Source organism: Streptomyces sp. NPDC086777 (genome assembly GCF_040702065.1).
GTDB lineage: Bacteria > Actinomycetota > Actinomycetes > Streptomycetales > Streptomycetaceae > Streptomyces.
In genome coordinates this window covers 64,571-79,652 of sequence record NZ_JBFBJI010000033.1, presented here as the reverse complement: position 1 = coordinate 79,652, position 15,082 = coordinate 64,571, and the positions used below count along the sequence as shown (strand labels likewise).

The following is a 15,082-nucleotide window of genomic DNA, read 5'->3' as shown; positions in this document are numbered from 1 at the left end:
GACATTGTGACCTGTCAGGGTGCATGAACCTTACAAACCCAGGCCTACAGGGCGGGTTTCCCTGCGGTGAAGAGCCAGGTCCGGAAGAGGTCGTCCAGCTGCTGCCCGCTGACCTTCTCCGCGAGGCGGATGAAGTCGGCGGTGTCGGCGTTGCCGTAGCGGTGCAGCTTCGTCCAGGCCGGGAGCAGCTTGAAGAACGCCGTGTCGCCGATGCGCTCGCGCAGCATCTGCAGGGTCATCGCACCACGCTGGTAGACGCCCGAGGCGAACATGGTGTCGCGCTGCGGGTCACCGACGACGGTCTGCCAGAAGGGGTTGTCGGCGGCCCGGGAGTTGTAGGCGGCGAGGAACGAGTCGTGGGCGGACTTGGTGCCCTGGTGCTCCGCCCAGAGCCACTGGGCGTAGGTGGCGAAGCCCTCGTTGAGCCAGATGTCCTTCCACTGCGCCACGCTCACCGAGTCGCCGAACCACTGGTGGGCCAGCTCGTGCACGATCGTCGTCTCGCTGCGCACCGCCGAGTAGGCCGGCTTGCTCTGCACCTCCAGCGAGAACCCGGCCTCGGGCATGTCGTCGACGATGGCCCCGGTCTCCTCGAAGGGGTAGGGCCCGAAGAGCTGCGACCAGTAGTCGGTGGCGGCCGCGGTGACGGCGTACACGTCGACGCTGTTGCTGTTCGCGAGGACCGGGTCGATGGCGACGTAGATCGGGATGCCGGAGGGGGTCCTCCCGGTCCGCACGTCGAACTTCCCGATGGTGGCGGTGGCGAGGTAGGTCGCCATCGGCTTCGACTCGCGCCAGTGGCTGTACGTGGAGCCGCCCTTGTCGTACGTCGAGACCAGCCGGCCGTTGGAGACCCCGGTCAGGCCCCGGGGGGCCTTGATGCGGATGTCGTAGGTGGCCTTGTCGGAGGGGTGGTCGCTGGACGGGAACCAGGTGGAGGCCGCGTTGGGCTCGCAGGCGACGAAGACGCCGTCGGGGGTCTTCATCCAGCCGTAGTCGGAGCCGAAGACGATGGGCCCGCTGAGGGCCTCGGGTATCCCCCCGTAGGTGACGGAGACCGTGAAGTCGCGGCCCTTGCGGAGCGCGTCCCGCGGGGTGACGGTGATCTCGTCGCCGGTACGCGTGAACCGGGCCCGCCTGCCGTTCACTTCGACCTTCGTGACCTCCAGCTTCTGCAGGTCGAGGTCGAAGGCGGAGAGGTTCTGGGTGGCACGGGCGGTGAGCGTGGTACGGCCGTCGAGCCTGCCGGTGTCCGGGGCGTAGGCCACGTCGAGGTCGTAGTGCCGGGCGTCGAAGCCACCGTTGCCGAGCTGCGGGAAGTAGGGGTCGCCGATGCCGTCTGCGCCCGGGGTGGGGGCGGGGGCGGCGGCTATGACGAGGAAAGAGGCCGCCGCGATCGCGAGGGCCCCTAAACGTGCCGAACGGGAGAAGGCCATGGGTCGTCCCTTCGGTGCATGGTCCGATTCGGTCGGATACACCGAACCCTCTCCCCTTCCCTTCGGTCATGTACACGACTTTGCCAACTTGTCATGCGCAACCGCCCAGTTGGCTCCTGTCGCGCCGGCGGACCCCGAAATCGGCACACCGAAGGCTCAAGGGACTTGAGGAGAAGTTTGCCAGAGATTACATGACACAAAACAGCAACCTCAATTCTTGCTCAATCACGACGGAACTCGATTGACCGACCTCCGTCAACTTCATACGCTCGCTCGTACTTGAGGGTTTACGCCACAGCGAAAACCGGACCACTCAACTGGGGGATTTTCCATGCGCAAGAGAGCGATGCTGGCCGCGTTCGTCATGGCCGGAACGGTGCCCGTCGTCGCGGGGGCGGCGCCGGCGTCGGCTGCCGTCGTCACACCGAAGTCGTGCCCGACCACCTACGGGGTGCTCATCAAGTCGCACACGGCGTACCGAATCCCCGCGAAGGGGGCCTACTTCAAGGACGGCCCCGGCGGGACCATCTCGGCCACGGTGACCAAGGCAACCACCATCTCGTACAGCCTCTCCACCTCGCTGGAGGTCAGCGCGAGCTATCTCTTCGCCTCGGCCAAGGCCTCCGTGAGCGGCAGCATCACCAAGTCCGTGGCGGTCACGACCGGCCACTCGTACTCGCACCACATCAACGCCCACAAGTACGGGAACCTGCAGTACGGCTCCAACGGCTTCAAAGTCGCCTGGGAGTCCAACCGCACCAACCCGAACTGCAGCACGACGGTGCTCGCGTCGGGCACCGCCAAGCTCCCGGCGACCTCGGTCGGCTGGCACTACTGGGAGACGAAGTCCTGACCTGAAAAGGCCTGTGCCGAAAAGGCCACCACATACGAAATTCCCCGGCAACCCGAAAGGGCTGCCGGGGAATTCGCGTTGAATTATTCCGACTACTTCTCGCCGTCACTCTCCGAATTTTCGGATTCGGCGGCGGGCGCCGGTTCCCCGGACTCCTCCGGGTCCGCTTCGGCCTCGGCTTCGGCGATCTCTGCGACCTCCGCCGCGACCGCCGCCGACGTCGCCGCCGACTCCGCGAGGACCTCGTCGGCGACCAGTTCGGCCGCTTCCTTGGCCACGGTCAGCAGCACGGTGTCCTGCGGGGCCTGGTCCTCGAAGTTCTCCGGGTGGTGGCAGGCGACCTGCTGTCCGGGCTTCAGCTGGACCAGCGCCGGCTCGGTCGTCCGGCAGATCTCCGTCGCCTTCCAGCACCGGGTGTGGAACCGGCAGCCGCTGGGCGGGGAGATCGGCGAGGGAACGTCGCCCTTGAGCAGGATGCGCTCGCTCTTGGCGTCCTTCCGCTTCGGGTCCGGGATCGGCACCGCCGACATCAGCGCCTTGGTGTACGGGTGCATCGGCGCCTTGTACAGGGAGTCCCGGTCGGCGAGTTCGACGATCTTGCCGAGGTACATCACCGCGATGCGGTCCGAGACGTGTCGGACCACCGAGAGGTCGTGGGCGATGATCACGTAGGTGAGGCCCAGCTCCTCCTGGAGGTCGTCCATGAGGTTCACGACCTGCGCCTGGATCGACACGTCCAGCGCGGAGACCGGCTCGTCGGCCACCACCAGCTTCGGCTTCAGCGCGAGCGCGCGGGCGATGCCGATGCGCTGGCGCTGGCCGCCGGAGAACTCGTGCGGGTAGCGGTTGTAGTGCTCGGGGTTGAGGCCGACCACCGACAGCAGCCGCTGCACCTCCTTCTTGACGCCGCCCTCCGGCGTCACGCCCTGGAGCTTGAAGGGGGCCCCGATGATCGTGCCGATGGTGTGGCGCGGGTTCAGCGAGGAGTACGGGTCCTGGAAGATCATCTGCACGTCGCGGCGGAGTGGACGCATGCCGCCGACGCCGAGATGCGTGATGTCCCTGCCCTCGAACTCGACCGTGCCGCCGGTCGGCTCCAGCAGCCGGGTGATCAGCCGGCCCATCGTCGACTTGCCGCAGCCGGACTCGCCCACGACGCCGAGGGTTTCACCGGCCTTGACCTCGAAGTCGAGCCCGTCGACCGCGTGCACGGCGCCGACCTGCCGCTGGAGCAGGCCCTTCTTGATCGGGAAGTGCTTCTGGAGCCCGGTCACCTTGAGCAGGGTCTCGCCCTGGGCGGTGCCCGCGGCGGAGGCGGCACCGTCGCTCTGCGCAGGAATGGTCACTGCGGTGTCCTTGGGATTCTCGCTCACAGCTTCGGCGCAATCTCTTCGGTCCAGATCCGCTCCCGCTGCTCCTGCGTCATGTGGCAGGCGGCCCAGTGCCGGCCGCCGACCTCGGTCAGCTCCGGACGGACCGTGCGGGTGACGTTGTCCTTGGGGACGTCCGCGTACGGGCAGCGCGGGTTGAAGGCACAGCCCGACGGGATGTTGATCAGTGAGGGCGGGGAACCCTTCACCGGGATCAGGCGCTCCTGCTGCTCACGGTCGAGGCGCGGCATCGAGCCCAGCAGACCCCAGGTGTAGGGGTGCCGGGGCTCGTAGAACACCTTCTCGGCCGGCCCGCGCTCCACACAGCGGCCGCCGTACATCACCAGGATGTCGTCGGCGAGTTCGGCGACGACGCCCAGATCGTGGGTGATGACGATGACCGCGGAGCCGAACTCCTTCTGCAGGTCCCGGATCAGGTCGAGGATCTGCGCCTGGACGGTCACGTCCAGGGCGGTCGTCGGCTCGTCCGCGATGAGCAGTTCGGGGTTGTTGACCAGCGACATCGCGATCATCGCGCGCTGGCGCATACCGCCGGAGAACTCGTGCGGGTAGCTGTCCACCCGCTTGTCCGGCTGCGGGATGCCCACCCGGTCGAGCATCTCGATCGCGCGCCGCTTGGCGGTCTTCTTGTCGGCGTTGTGGTGGACGCGGTACGCCTCCACGATCTGCTGGCCGATCGTGTAGTACGGGTGCAGCGCGGACAGCGGGTCCTGGAAGATCATGGACATCTGGCGGCCGCGGAGCTTGCGCACCTCGTCGGGCGGGCTGCTCAGCAGCTCGGTGCCGTCCAGCCAGATCTCGCCGGAGATCTGCGCCTTGCGCTTGCCGTACTGCCCGGCGGTGTGCAGGCCCATGATGCCGAGCGAGGTCACCGACTTGCCGGAACCCGACTCGCCCACGATGCCGAGGGTCTTGCCCTTCTCCAGCTGGAAGGACAGTCCGTCGACGGACTTGACCAGGCCGTCGTCGGTCGGGAAGTGCACCTTCAGGTCGCGCACTTCCAGGAAGGCCGTCGGAGCGGGCGAGGCGCTCGTGGGCTCGCCCACGGCCGCACCGCTCTTGCTCAGTTCCGTCATGAGAGCCTCACTCGGGGGTCGATCACGGCGTACAGGATGTCCACCACGAGGTTGGCGATCAGCACCGCGAGAGAAGTGATCAGGGTGACGCCCAGGATGATGGGCAGGTCCTGGTTCTTGATGGCGGTCAGCACCGCCTGGCCGAGGCCCGGCAGGCTGAAGGTCGTCTCGGTCAGGATGGCGCCGCCGATGAGAGCACCGAGGTCCATGCCGAGCATGGTCAGGATCGGCGTCATCGTGGAGCGCATCGCGTGCTTGCCGATGACGACCTGTTCCTTGAGGCCCTTCGCGCGCGCCGTGCGGATGTAGTCCTCGCCGAGGATCTCCAGCATGGTGGCGCGGGTGATACGGGCGTACATGGCGGCGTAGAGGAAGGCGAGCGTGATCCAGGGCAGGATCATGCCGCCGAGCCAGCCGGAGAAGCTCTGGTCCAGCGGCACGTACTGGCCGTTGATCCAGTTCAGTCCGTAACTGAAGACCGCCAGCGAGAGCAGACCGGTGAAGTAGATGGGCAGGGACACACCGCCGAGCGCGACCACCATGGCCGTGCGGTCCCAGATGCTGCCCCGCTTGAGCGCGGAGAGCACACCCGCCGCGACACCGAAGACCAGCCACAGCACGGCGGCGCCGAGCGCGAGACCCAGGGTCACCGGGAAGCGGTCGGTCAGCACCGGCCAGACGGCCTGCTCGCTACGGAAGGAGTAGCCGAAGCACGGCGCGGCACAGTGGGTGACGTCGCCGCCGGCCGCGTAGGTGCGGCCCACGAAGATGCCCTTGAAGAAGTGCCAGACCTGCACGAAGATCGGGTCGCCCAGACCCAGCTTCTCCCGCACCGCCGCGACGGCGTGCGGGTCGGCCTGCTTGCCCACGAAGCTCGTGGCGATGTCCACGCCGGCCCACTTGGGGACGAGGAAGAAGATGCAGAAGACCACCAGGATGATGACCACCAGCATCACTGCGGCGGCGAACAGCCGCCTGATGAGGTAAGCGAGCACAGCTAACGGCCCGCCGCGGGACCGTGGGCCACCGGAGGTCTTCCGGTGGCCCACGGTCCCGCCGCGCCGGCCTTCACCTGCCTTTCGTGCCGTGCGGCGGGTGTGCCGGGATTACTTCGTGGACTTCAGACCGATGTTGACGAAGTCGTAGTAGCCGCTGTACGCGTTCGTCGTGTACACGTTGGCGATACGCGAGGAGCGCCAGTTCAGGAGTCGCTCGAAGGTGAAGGGCAGGTAGTACGCGCCCTCGGTGACCTTGTGGTTGATCTCCGTGGCGATCTGCGTCTTCTTCGCCTCGTCCTGCTGGGTGTTGTACTGGTCGAAGAGCCCGTCGATCGTCTTGTCCTTGATCAGGGCGAAGTTGTTGTTACCGCTCTGCAGGATGTAGCTGCTGTCCCACAGCGGGGCGCCGTAGCCCTGGACGGTCGGGAAGTCCGCGCCCCAGCCCATGATGATGATGCCGAGCTTCTTCTTCGCGACGTTCGAGGGGGAGCCGATGATGCCGGAGCTCTGCGAACCGTCGTACTGGTAGATGTCGGCCTGGATGCCGACCTTCTTCAGCGCCGCCTGCAGGGACGTGGCCGTGGCCACCTCCTGCTGCTTGTTGTTGCGGACGGCGATGGTGGTCTTGAAGCCGTTCGGCTGACCACAGGCCTTCAGCGCCTTCTTGGCCAGGTCGTCGTTGCCGGTCTTGTTGGCACCGGAGATCTGGTACGGGTCGTACTTCTGGCCCTCGCCACCGGCGATGGCGGGCGGGAGCATGTTGGTACCGATGTCACCACCGGCGATCGGGCCACCGCGCGCGGTCTGCAGCGACACGTGGTCGGCCGCGTAGATGACCGCCTTGCGGCACTCGACGTTGTCGAACGGCTTGACGCTCTGCGGGAAGACCGCGTAGCGGATGAACCCGGAGATCGGGTTGTCCAGGTTGCCCTTGTGCTCCTTCAGGGCGATGGTGCGGCCCTGCGGACCCAGACCCGTCTGGCCGGCGTCGATGTCGTAGTCGCCGTTGATCAGACGCTGGTCCATGTCGGACTGGTTCGAGGAGATGGTCAGCGAGATCTTGTCCGGGTACGCCTTGCGCACCGGGTCGGACGACGCCTTCCAGCTGGTGTTGCGCACCAGCACCAGCTTCTTGCCCGGGCTGTACGACTCGAACTTGTACGGGCCGGAGGAGAACGGGTGCAGCGTGTACTTCGCCTTGGTGTCCTTGTCCTGGCGGACCGGGGACGCCGTGACCATGGCGAGGACCTGCTTGAAGTCCGAGTTCGCCTTGGGCAGGTGGAAGACGATCGTCTTGTCGTCGGGCGTGGAGATCGCCTTCAGACCGAGGTGGTCCTTCGCGGTGTCCTTGTAGGGACCCTTGTAGGTGTTGTTGGGGTCGAGCATCTGCTGGAGGTAGATCGGACCGCCGGACAGCACGTCCTGCGCCCAGACCCGCTCGATGCCGTACTTGACGTCCTGGGAGGTGATGGCCTTGCCGTCCTCCCAGGTGATCCCGTCACGCAGGTGGAACGTGTAGGTCTTGCCGTCGGGCGAGACCTGTCCCATGTCGGTGGCCAGGTCGGGCGTGAGCTCGGCGCCCGCGGCACCCGGCTCGGTCTTGAAGGTGAGCAGCTGACGGCTGTAGTACCGCGAGAAGTCCCACATGAAGCCGTAGTAACCGCGCGTGGTGTCCCAGAAGTCGGCGTCCTGGGCGGAGACGAACTTGAGCTCGCCGCCCTTCTTGACCAGCGAGGCCTGGGCGACCTTGTTGTTCGCCGCGTCGAAGCCGGCGGCGCCGTTCTTCGAACCGCCGTCGTCGCTGCTGCCGCCGCCGCCGCACGCCGCCAAGGCCAGCATGCCTGCGACCGCGGCAGCAGCGGCCAGCGCCTGCTTACGCCGCCCTGAGGTGCGTTGGGTAGTCACGATCTCGGATCCTCCGGATTAGATGAGAGACCCCGTGTAGATGGCACGGGACGCTTGGGGTAAAGCGGTTCAGCGGGAGCCCTTCGGGTCCAGCGCGTCCCGCACGCCGTCGCCGAAGAGGTTGAAGGCCAGAACGGTGATGAAGATCGCCACGCCGGGGACGACCATGTACATGGGGTCCGAGTCGTAGTAGTCGATCGCGGTGGAGAGCATCTGCCCCCAGGAGGACGTGGGCGGCTTGACGCCCACACCCAGGAAGCTCAGTGCCGCCTCGGTGAGGATGTTGGTGGGGATCATCATCGTCGTGTACACGATGATCGGCGCGACCAGGTTGGGCAGCAGTTCCTTGAACAGGATGTAGAAGCGCCCGGCACCCAGGGATCGGGCGGCCTCGACGTACTCGCGCTCACGCATCGAGAGGGTCTGTCCGCGCACCACGCGTCCGATGTACGGCCAGCCGAAGAAGCCGATGACCAGGATCATCACGAAGACACGCACGCTGGAACCGCTCAGCCCCAGCATCTCGTTCGGCATCACGGAGACCAGCGCGATGATGAAGAGCAGCTGCGGGAAGGCCAGCAGACCGTCCATGACGCGGCTGATCGCCGAGTCGACCCAGCCACCGAAGAAGCCGGCCAGGATGCCGAGGACGGTGCCGAGGACGACGGCGACGATCGCGGACAGGAAGCCCACGAGGAGCGAGATCTGGGCGCCGTAGAGGATCCGCGCGAAGATGTCGCGGCCGTTGACGGGCTCCACGCCGAGCAGGTGGTCGCCGCTGATGCCGCCCAACGACCCCTTGGGAGTGCCGAACAGAGGGTCGATCAGGCTCTCGTGGAAGGTGTCCGGATCCTGTCCGACCAGGTTGGCGATCACTGGGGCGAGGACGGCGACCAGGATGAGGAGGAGCACGACGATGCCGCCCGAGAGGGCGAGTTTGTCGCGCTTGAGGCGCTCCCAGGCGATCCGGCCCAGGGAACGTCCCTGCACGCCCTTGTCACCGGCGCTGGCAACCGCCGCTTCTTCGGCCGCACTCGGGGCCGCCTCCGCGGTCGGCTCGTGCAATGGTGCCGTCATCTGGCAGGGACCCCTCTCAACCGGCTGTAGCCGGCTTGCACTTGCCGCTGGTAGCGGCATGATCGCTCTCTCCTGGGCAGGGTTGAACACCCCATGAAGCGCGAGTCTTCAACGCTGTGGCGACTGGTTGCCAGAGTTGGCGGTGAATGGATGCGCAACCGTGATACGAGCATGTAGTTTCGTTATCCGAACGTCGGGTAACGCCCGCCGGACACGGACATACCTTGACAAGACATCGCATGAGCTGGCATATATCCGCGGACTACGCGCGCAGACCGGCTCAGGCCCCCGCCTCAGCCGTCGCAGCTCCCCCGGCGATACGTTACGCCGTCGGCCCGGCCGCCGAACCCCCCCTGAAGGAGGGGCACCGCGCGGTCAGTAGACGCCCGGCGCGGGTGGATACCCGTACCCCGCGGCCGGGGCCGGTGCCGCGTGCGCCTCGCGGTCGTAGAACGGCCGTGCCGTCGCCCGCATCCACATCACGACCGGGTCGTACTCGTCGGTCATCGCGACCGTCGACACCGGCAGTCCGTCCGGCACCGCGCCGATCGACTGATGCATCATCCCCCGCACCGAGTCCACCGCCGACGGCGAGGTGTCGTACACGTCCAGACCGATCGCGAGGTACGGCGCCCCGAGGGCCGGCTGTACCCAGGCGCGGCGCAACGAGCGGACCGCGGGGGTGCGGTGGGCGTTCTGCGTGAGCAGGGCGTAGAACTGCGGGACCTCGATGGCCGGCTCGGTGAGCCGCAGCGGCCCGGCCGGCTGGCGGTCCAGGCCGGTGGCGATGCGGCGCAGGTCCAGCCAGGGGATGCCGACGCCGCCGCCCGGGGCGTGCGGGTTGAGCCAGAGGCCGAAGTGGTCGGGGTAGAGCGTGCGGGCCACGTCGATGCCGTCGACCACCTCGTAGGAGCGGTTCCAGCCGCTCGCGGAGAGTTCCTGGGCCGAGGTCACGCAGGGGGCGTAGCCGTGGCCCTCGACCTCCATGTTCCCGTACTGGGCGTCGGGGGAGCCGGCCTGGCCGTGCCAGAGCAGCATCCAGATCTGGCCGGAGGAGGGCGTGGCGAGGGCGCGGAGGAGTGCCTCGTAGGCGTCGTAGCGCCCGGGGGTTACCTGGCGCAGCATGTGCTCGACCTGTCCGGCCGCCGCGGTGCCGCTGGCGCTCACGTGTTACCGCCCCTTCATCTGGTGCCCCGCGTCTGGAGGGCGCCCCGCGTTTGGAGACAGCTTATGCGCCCAAGGGGCGGGGGCCGATTGTCCGTCGGCGGGTGCGCGTGGTCGGCGGCCGGTCGCGCCCGCGGGGCGGAGCCGCACATGGATACGGCCCCGCGCCCCTGACGGGGCGCTTTCAGTGGCCGTACTGGTAGAAGGGGCGCACGTTCTCCCGCATCCAGTGGCCCACCGGGTCGTCCGCCACATCCAGGAGGACCAGGTTCACCGGCCACTGCACCGGGACCCGGCCCAGCGCCTTGCCCAGGGCCTCCAGGGGCAGGGCGCGCAGGTCGCCCTCCCACTGGGAGAGTTCGACGCCCACGAACATCACCGGGTCGGCCGTCTCGACCGCGGCCAGGCAGCGGCGGGCCGTGGCGACCACGCCGATCGCCGCGAACTCCGCCGACGCCGCGGCCAGGAAGTCCATCGGGTCGTCCTGCCAGTCCGGTTCGAAGAGGCGGACCCGGCCGCCGGAGGTGGGGCCGTCCAGTTCGGTGCGGCCGACCCGGCAGAGCTGGGCGACCGCCTCCGGCGGCAGCGGGACACCGACCACTCCCCCGGGGTTCACGGCGATGCCCACCTGCGGGGGCAGACCGCGGGCGAACTCGACCGCCGGGGCGATCGTGTACGACAAGTGGGAGCCGGCCACCAGCCGGAACTGCTCCTCGGAGCTGAAGACCGGCACGTACACCCGGCCCTCGATCTGTGTGGTGGGCAGGTCCAGCGGGCCGCTGTGCGGGCCGCCGCCCTCGGGCAGCGGGATCCACAGGAAACTCCGGCCCAGTACCTCGATGAGCCGGCCCGCCGCAGCGGGCACGCCGAGGGAGGCCGACAGGACCTCCTCCAGTTCGTTGCCGGGCCACCCGCCGTGCGGGTGGGGGTGCGCCTGTGCCGGGAAGTCCGCGGGAACGTCCGCCGGGAAGTCCATCTGCCTACCGCCTGCTGGAAACCGCTACTGAGGCTGGAAAGGCTAGCGGGTGACGCCGACAAAGCCACCCCACCAGCCGGTTCGGGCCGCGAAGGCGGCCCGGACCCGCCACGGCCGTCCCACCGCGCCCGGGGCCGCCCGCCGGTCGGCGCCGGTCGGCGGCCCGCTCAGCGGTCGAAGGCGATCCGGCGCAGTACATCCGCGGCGGCCCGGTCGAGGAGGACCGCCGAGCCGACGCCCTCGGGCAGCCGCCCCTTCTCCGCCGCGCGCAGCAGCCGGCCGGCCGCCCTGCGGTGGCGCAGGAAGGCGTACCGGGAGACGCCCCGCCCGCGCTCGCGCTGGCCGTCCAGCGCCGTGCCCGGCGTGACGTCGAGGAGCAGCAGGTGCAAGGTGCCGCCGCGGCGGCGGGCCTCCCGGGCCAGCCAGTCGCGCACCCAGGCCTGGGTCCCGCAGTCGTGCACGACCACGCCCTCCCCGGTGCCGAGGGCCCGGCGCAGCCCGCCGTAGTGGGCGAGGCGGACCAGCGGGCGGTAGGCGGCGTAGGGCAGGAGCCGGGCCAGGCGGGCGTCCCAGCGGTCGCGGGTGTCCTGGGAGTCGATGCGGATGCCCTGCACGGTGCGGTGCATCAGGGTGGACTTGCCGCTGCCGGGCAGCCCGGTGACCACGACCAGGTCCCGGGGGCCGAAGAGCAGTGCGTGCGGGCTGTGCCCGGCGCGGTCGCGCAGGTCGCGGACGACCGGTGCGGAGAGCTCGCCGCACCGCTCGCGGGCCGGGGCCGCCGGCTGCTGGGGCAGGGCGATGCCCGTCGTCGTCGCGTATGCCGTGGTCGCCGTGGTCCTTGTCACCGTGACCGTCCTCCCTGGGGGTTCAGGAAAGGTTTTCCCCACATAATGTAAAGAGAAGGTAATGCACGGTGTCTCGCGGTTCCGTTCACGTCCTGCCACAAGCCGGTCACAAAGGTGCGGGACAGGTCCGGCCTGCCACGGCCCCGGGCGGCGTGCAATGATGTCCGCGCCAACTGCATACCGGCCGCTTGAATCCGCGCGGGAGAGTCCCCAGCCGTCTTCGCTGGGGCGCCGAAGGAGCAAGTCCCTCCCTTGAATCTCTCAGGCCCCGTTACCGCGCGGGCGAGGCACATCTGAAAAGCGGGCCGCTGTGTCAGTGGCTCCACCCAAGGTGCAAGCCGTGATCACGTCCGTGGTCAGGGCGAACCTCTCAGGTTCCGATGACAGATGGGGAGGACAGCCCTCGCCTGTCATGCCCTTGGAACCACCGGGAGACGACCGACCGATGAGCAGTACCGATTCCGCCGCACCCCGCCGTACCGCGCTCGATGCCCTGCACCGCTCGCTCGGCGCGACCATGACCGACTTCGCCGGCTGGGACATGCCCCTGCGCTACGGCTCCGAGCGCGACGAGCACGTCGCCGTGCGGACCAGGGCCGGGCTCTTCGACCTCTCCCACATGGGCGAGATCACCGTGACCGGCCCGCAGGCCGCCGCCCTGCTGAACCACGCCCTGGTCGGCAACATCGCCTCCGTGGGCGTCGGCCGGGCCCGCTACACCATGATCTGCCGGGCCGACGGCGGCATCCTGGACGACCTGATCGTCTACCGGCTCGCCGAGACCGAGTACCTGGTCGTCGCCAACGCCTCCAACGCCCAGGTGGTCCTCGACGCGCTCGTGGAGCGCTCCGCCGGTTTCGACGCCGAGGTCCGCGACGACCGGGACGCCTACGCGCTGCTCGCCGTCCAGGGCCCGGAGTCCCCCGGCATCCTCGCGTCCCTCACCGACGCCGACCTGGACGGCCTGAAGTACTACGCCGGGCTGCCCGGCACCGTCGCCGGCGTCCCGGCGCTGATCGCGCGCACCGGCTACACCGGCGAGGACGGCTTCGAGCTGTTCGTGAAGCCGGAGCACGCGGTGGAGCTGTGGCAGGCGCTGACCAAGGCGGGTGAGCCGGTGGGCCTGGTGCCGTGCGGGCTGTCCTGCCGGGACACGCTGCGCCTGGAGGCGGGCATGCCGCTGTACGGGCACGAGCTCACCACCTCGCTCACCCCCTTCGACGCCGGGCTCGGCCGGGTGGTGAAGTTCGAGAAGGAGGGCGACTTCGTGGGGCGCGCCTCGCTCGCCGAGGCCGCCGCCCGCGCCGAGCAGAACCCGCCGCGGGTGCTCGTCGGCCTGGTCGCCGAGGGCCGCCGGGTGCCGCGCGCCGGATACCCGGTGGTCTCCGGTGGCGAGGTGATCGGCGAGGTCACCTCGGGCGCCCCCTCCCCCACCCTGGGCAGGCCGATCGCCATGGCGTACGTCGACGCGGCGCACTCGGCGCCGGGCACGGCGGGCGTCGGCGTGGACATCCGGGGCAGTCACGAGCCGTACGAGGTCGTGCCGCTGCCGTTCTACAAGCGCCGGAAGTAACCGCCCCCGCAGCCGTCGGCAGCAGCCACTGGGCGTGACCTGGCGCACAGCGCCGCTGGTCACGCACGTTTCCAGCAGTCCCCCCTCACCAGCACTTCCCCGCGTACAGGAGAATTCAGGCCATGAGCAACCCCCAGCAGCTGCGTTACAGCAAGGAGCACGAGTGGCTGACGGCCGCCGCGGACGGCGTGGCGACGGTCGGCATCACGGAGCACGCGGCCAACGCGCTCGGTGACGTCGTCTTCGTCCAGCTCCCGGCGGTCGGCGACACGGTGACCGCGGGCGAGTCCTGCGGCGAGCTGGAGTCGACCAAGTCGGTGTCCGACCTGTACGCGCCGGTCACCGGCGAGATCACCGCGGTCAACGAGGACGTCGTCGACGACCCGTCCCTGGTGAACTCGGCCCCCTTCGAGGACGGCTGGCTGTTCAAGGTGCGTGTCACGGACGAGCCGGACGACCTGCTCTCCGCCGACGAGTACACCGCCTTCACCGCCGGCTGAGGAGTCGTGGAACGGATGTCTGAGTTGTCGCTTCTGGACACGCCCCTGCACGAGCTCGACCCCGAGGTGGCCGCCGCGGTCGACGCCGAACTGGCGCGCCAGCAGTCCACCCTGGAGATGATCGCCTCGGAGAACTTCGCTCCGCTCGCGGTCATGGAGGCGCAGGGCTCGGTCCTCACCAACAAGTACGCCGAGGGCTACCCGGGCCGCCGCTACTACGGCGGCTGCGAGCACGTCGACGTCACCGAGCAGATCGCCATCGACCGGGTGAAGGAGCTGTTCGGCGCCGAGTACGCCAACGTGCAGCCGCACTCCGGTGCCTCCGCCAACCAGGCGGCCCTGTTCGCGCTGGCCCAGCCCGGGGACACCATCCTGGGCCTGGACCTCGCGCACGGCGGCCACCTGACCCACGGCATGCGCCTGAACTTCTCCGGCAAGCAGTTCGACGTGGTCGCGTACCACGTGGACGACGCCGGCCTGGTCGACATGGCCGAGGTGGAACGGCTCGCCAAGGAGCACCGCCCGAAGGTGATCATCGCGGGCTGGTCGGCGTACCCGCGCCAGCTGGACTTCGCGGAGTTCCGCCGGATCGCCGACGAGGTCGAGGCGTACCTGTGGGTCGACATGGCCCACTTCGCCGGCCTGGTCGCGGCGGGTCTGCACCCGAACCCGGTCCCCTACGCGGACGTGGTCACCTCCACCACCCACAAGACGCTCGGCGGCCCGCGCGGCGGCATCATCCTGGCCCGCAAGGACTTCGCGAAGAAGCTGAACTCGTCCGTCTTCCCGGGCTTCCAGGGCGGTCCCCTGGAGCACGTGATCGCGGCGAAGGCGGTCTCCTTCAAGGTCGCGGCGAGCGAGGACTTCAAGGAGCGCCAGCGTCGTACGGTGGACGGAGCGCGCATCCTGGCGGAGCGGCTCACCGCCGCCGACGCCCGCGAGGCCGGCGTGAACGTCCTGTCCGGCGGCACGGACGTGCACCTGATCCTCGTCGACCTGCGCGCGTCCGAACTGGACGGGCAGCAGGCCGAGGACCGCCTCCACGAGGTCGGCATCACGGTCAACCGCAACGCCGTCCCGAACGACCCGCGGCCGCCGATGGTCACCTCGGGTCTGCGGATCGGCACCCCGGCGCTGGCCACCCGCGGCTTCACGGCCGAGGACTTCGCCGAGGTCGCGGACGTGATCGCCGAGACGCTGAAGCCGTCCTACGACGCGGGGGCGCTGAAGGCCCGGGTCACGGCCCTGACCGACAAGCACCCGCTGTACCCCGGCCTGAACAAGTAGT

13 protein-coding genes and 1 riboswitch are annotated in these 15,082 nt (G+C 69.0%); of the genes, 4 read left to right on the top strand and 9 right to left on the bottom strand.

Features of this window, described 5'->3' with window-relative positions; genetic code table 11:
• Nucleotides 1-44 precede the first annotated feature (44 nt).
• The gene (locus AB0472_RS34840) at nucleotides 45-1,436 is read right to left on the bottom strand and encodes a M1 family metallopeptidase (RefSeq protein ID WP_366362517.1); all 1,392 of its coding nucleotides are present in this window, start codon (nucleotides 1,434-1,436) and stop codon (nucleotides 45-47) included.
• A gap of 331 nt (nucleotides 1,437-1,767) precedes the next feature.
• Here AB0472_RS34840 and AB0472_RS34835 point away from each other — a divergent pair, with 331 nt between their 5' ends.
• Nucleotides 1,768-2,289 carry a hypothetical protein gene (locus tag AB0472_RS34835; protein WP_366362515.1) on the top strand — a complete coding sequence of 174 codons (522 nt, stop codon included), beginning with the start codon at nucleotides 1,768-1,770 and terminating at the stop codon, nucleotides 2,287-2,289.
• A 92-nt stretch (nucleotides 2,290-2,381) separates the two neighbouring features.
• On the opposite strand, the gene AB0472_RS34830 is transcribed toward AB0472_RS34835, so the two are convergent.
• The 8 genes from AB0472_RS34830 to AB0472_RS34795 all read right to left on the bottom strand — a co-directional run bounded on the left by AB0472_RS34830 (nucleotide 2,382) and on the right by AB0472_RS34795 (nucleotide 11,721).
• Nucleotides 2,382-3,635: a dipeptide ABC transporter ATP-binding protein gene (locus tag AB0472_RS34830; RefSeq protein WP_366362513.1), complete on the bottom strand. Its 1,254-nt coding sequence runs from the start codon at nucleotides 3,633-3,635 to the stop codon at nucleotides 2,382-2,384.
• 23 nt (nucleotides 3,636-3,658) lie between these two features.
• Nucleotides 3,659-4,756, bottom strand: a complete 1,098-nt coding sequence (locus AB0472_RS34825) for an ABC transporter ATP-binding protein (protein ID WP_366362511.1) — start codon at nucleotides 4,754-4,756, stop codon at nucleotides 3,659-3,661.
• Nucleotides 4,753-5,751 carry an ABC transporter permease gene (locus tag AB0472_RS34820; protein WP_366362509.1) on the bottom strand — a complete coding sequence of 333 codons (999 nt, stop codon included), beginning with the start codon at nucleotides 5,749-5,751 and terminating at the stop codon, nucleotides 4,753-4,755. Before AB0472_RS34820 ends, AB0472_RS34825 begins: the two co-directional genes overlap by 4 nt.
• Nucleotides 5,752-5,862: 111 nt before the next feature.
• Nucleotides 5,863-7,659, bottom strand: coding sequence for an ABC transporter substrate-binding protein (locus AB0472_RS34815; protein ID WP_366362507.1), 1,797 nt, complete (start codon nucleotides 7,657-7,659; stop codon nucleotides 5,863-5,865).
• 69 nt (nucleotides 7,660-7,728) lie between these two features.
• Nucleotides 7,729-8,736: an ABC transporter permease gene (locus AB0472_RS34810; RefSeq protein WP_366362505.1), complete on the bottom strand. Its 1,008-nt coding sequence runs from the start codon at nucleotides 8,734-8,736 to the stop codon at nucleotides 7,729-7,731.
• A 375-nt stretch (nucleotides 8,737-9,111) separates the two neighbouring features.
• Entirely contained in the window at nucleotides 9,112-9,903 is a 792-nt protein-coding gene (locus tag AB0472_RS34805; protein ID WP_366362503.1) for an enhanced serine sensitivity protein SseB C-terminal domain-containing protein, read from the bottom strand.
• A gap of 181 nt (nucleotides 9,904-10,084) precedes the next feature.
• On the bottom strand, nucleotides 10,085-10,876 hold the full coding sequence (locus tag AB0472_RS34800; RefSeq protein WP_366362502.1) for an enhanced serine sensitivity protein SseB: 792 nt from the start codon (nucleotides 10,874-10,876) through the stop codon (nucleotides 10,085-10,087).
• Nucleotides 10,877-11,043: 167 nt separating this feature from the next.
• Entirely contained in the window at nucleotides 11,044-11,721 is a 678-nt protein-coding gene (locus AB0472_RS34795; RefSeq protein WP_366362500.1) for an AAA family ATPase, read from the bottom strand.
• Nucleotides 11,722-11,910: 189 nt separating this feature from the next.
• Nucleotides 11,911-12,008: riboswitch (glycine riboswitch) on the top strand.
• Nucleotides 12,009-12,166: 158 nt separating this feature from the next.
• Here AB0472_RS34795 and gcvT point away from each other — a divergent pair.
• The 3 genes from gcvT to glyA all read left to right on the top strand — a co-directional run bounded on the left by gcvT (nucleotide 12,167) and on the right by glyA (nucleotide 15,081).
• Entirely contained in the window at nucleotides 12,167-13,294 is a 1,128-nt protein-coding gene (gcvT, locus tag AB0472_RS34790) for a glycine cleavage system aminomethyltransferase GcvT (protein WP_366362498.1), read from the top strand.
• Between the two features lie 122 nt (nucleotides 13,295-13,416).
• Entirely contained in the window at nucleotides 13,417-13,794 is a 378-nt protein-coding gene (gene gcvH / locus AB0472_RS34785) for a glycine cleavage system protein GcvH (protein ID WP_366362496.1), read from the top strand.
• Between the two features lie 24 nt (nucleotides 13,795-13,818).
• The gene (gene glyA / locus AB0472_RS34780) at nucleotides 13,819-15,081 is read left to right on the top strand and encodes a serine hydroxymethyltransferase (protein ID WP_366362559.1); all 1,263 of its coding nucleotides are present in this window, start codon (nucleotides 13,819-13,821) and stop codon (nucleotides 15,079-15,081) included.
• The last annotated feature ends 1 nt before the right edge of the window (nucleotide 15,082 follow it).

What these genes read in the sequence shown, in the direction of transcription:
- AB0472_RS34825 (WP_366362511.1), bottom strand. Translation starts at nt 4,756, where the DNA reads ATGACGGAACTGAGCAAGAGCGGTGCGGCCGTGGGCGAGCCCACGAGC.
- gcvT (WP_366362498.1), top strand. Translation starts at nt 12,167, where the DNA reads ATGAGCAGTACCGATTCCGCCGCACCCCGCCGTACCGCGCTCGATGCC.
- gcvH (WP_366362496.1), top strand. Translation starts at nt 13,417, where the DNA reads ATGAGCAACCCCCAGCAGCTGCGTTACAGCAAGGAGCACGAGTGGCTG.
- AB0472_RS34800 (WP_366362502.1), bottom strand. Translation starts at nt 10,876, where the DNA reads ATGGACTTCCCGGCGGACGTTCCCGCGGACTTCCCGGCACAGGCGCAC.
- AB0472_RS34840 (WP_366362517.1), bottom strand. Translation starts at nt 1,436, where the DNA reads ATGGCCTTCTCCCGTTCGGCACGTTTAGGGGCCCTCGCGATCGCGGCG.
- AB0472_RS34835 (WP_366362515.1), top strand. Translation starts at nt 1,768, where the DNA reads ATGCGCAAGAGAGCGATGCTGGCCGCGTTCGTCATGGCCGGAACGGTG.
- AB0472_RS34810 (WP_366362505.1), bottom strand. Translation starts at nt 8,736, where the DNA reads ATGACGGCACCATTGCACGAGCCGACCGCGGAGGCGGCCCCGAGTGCG.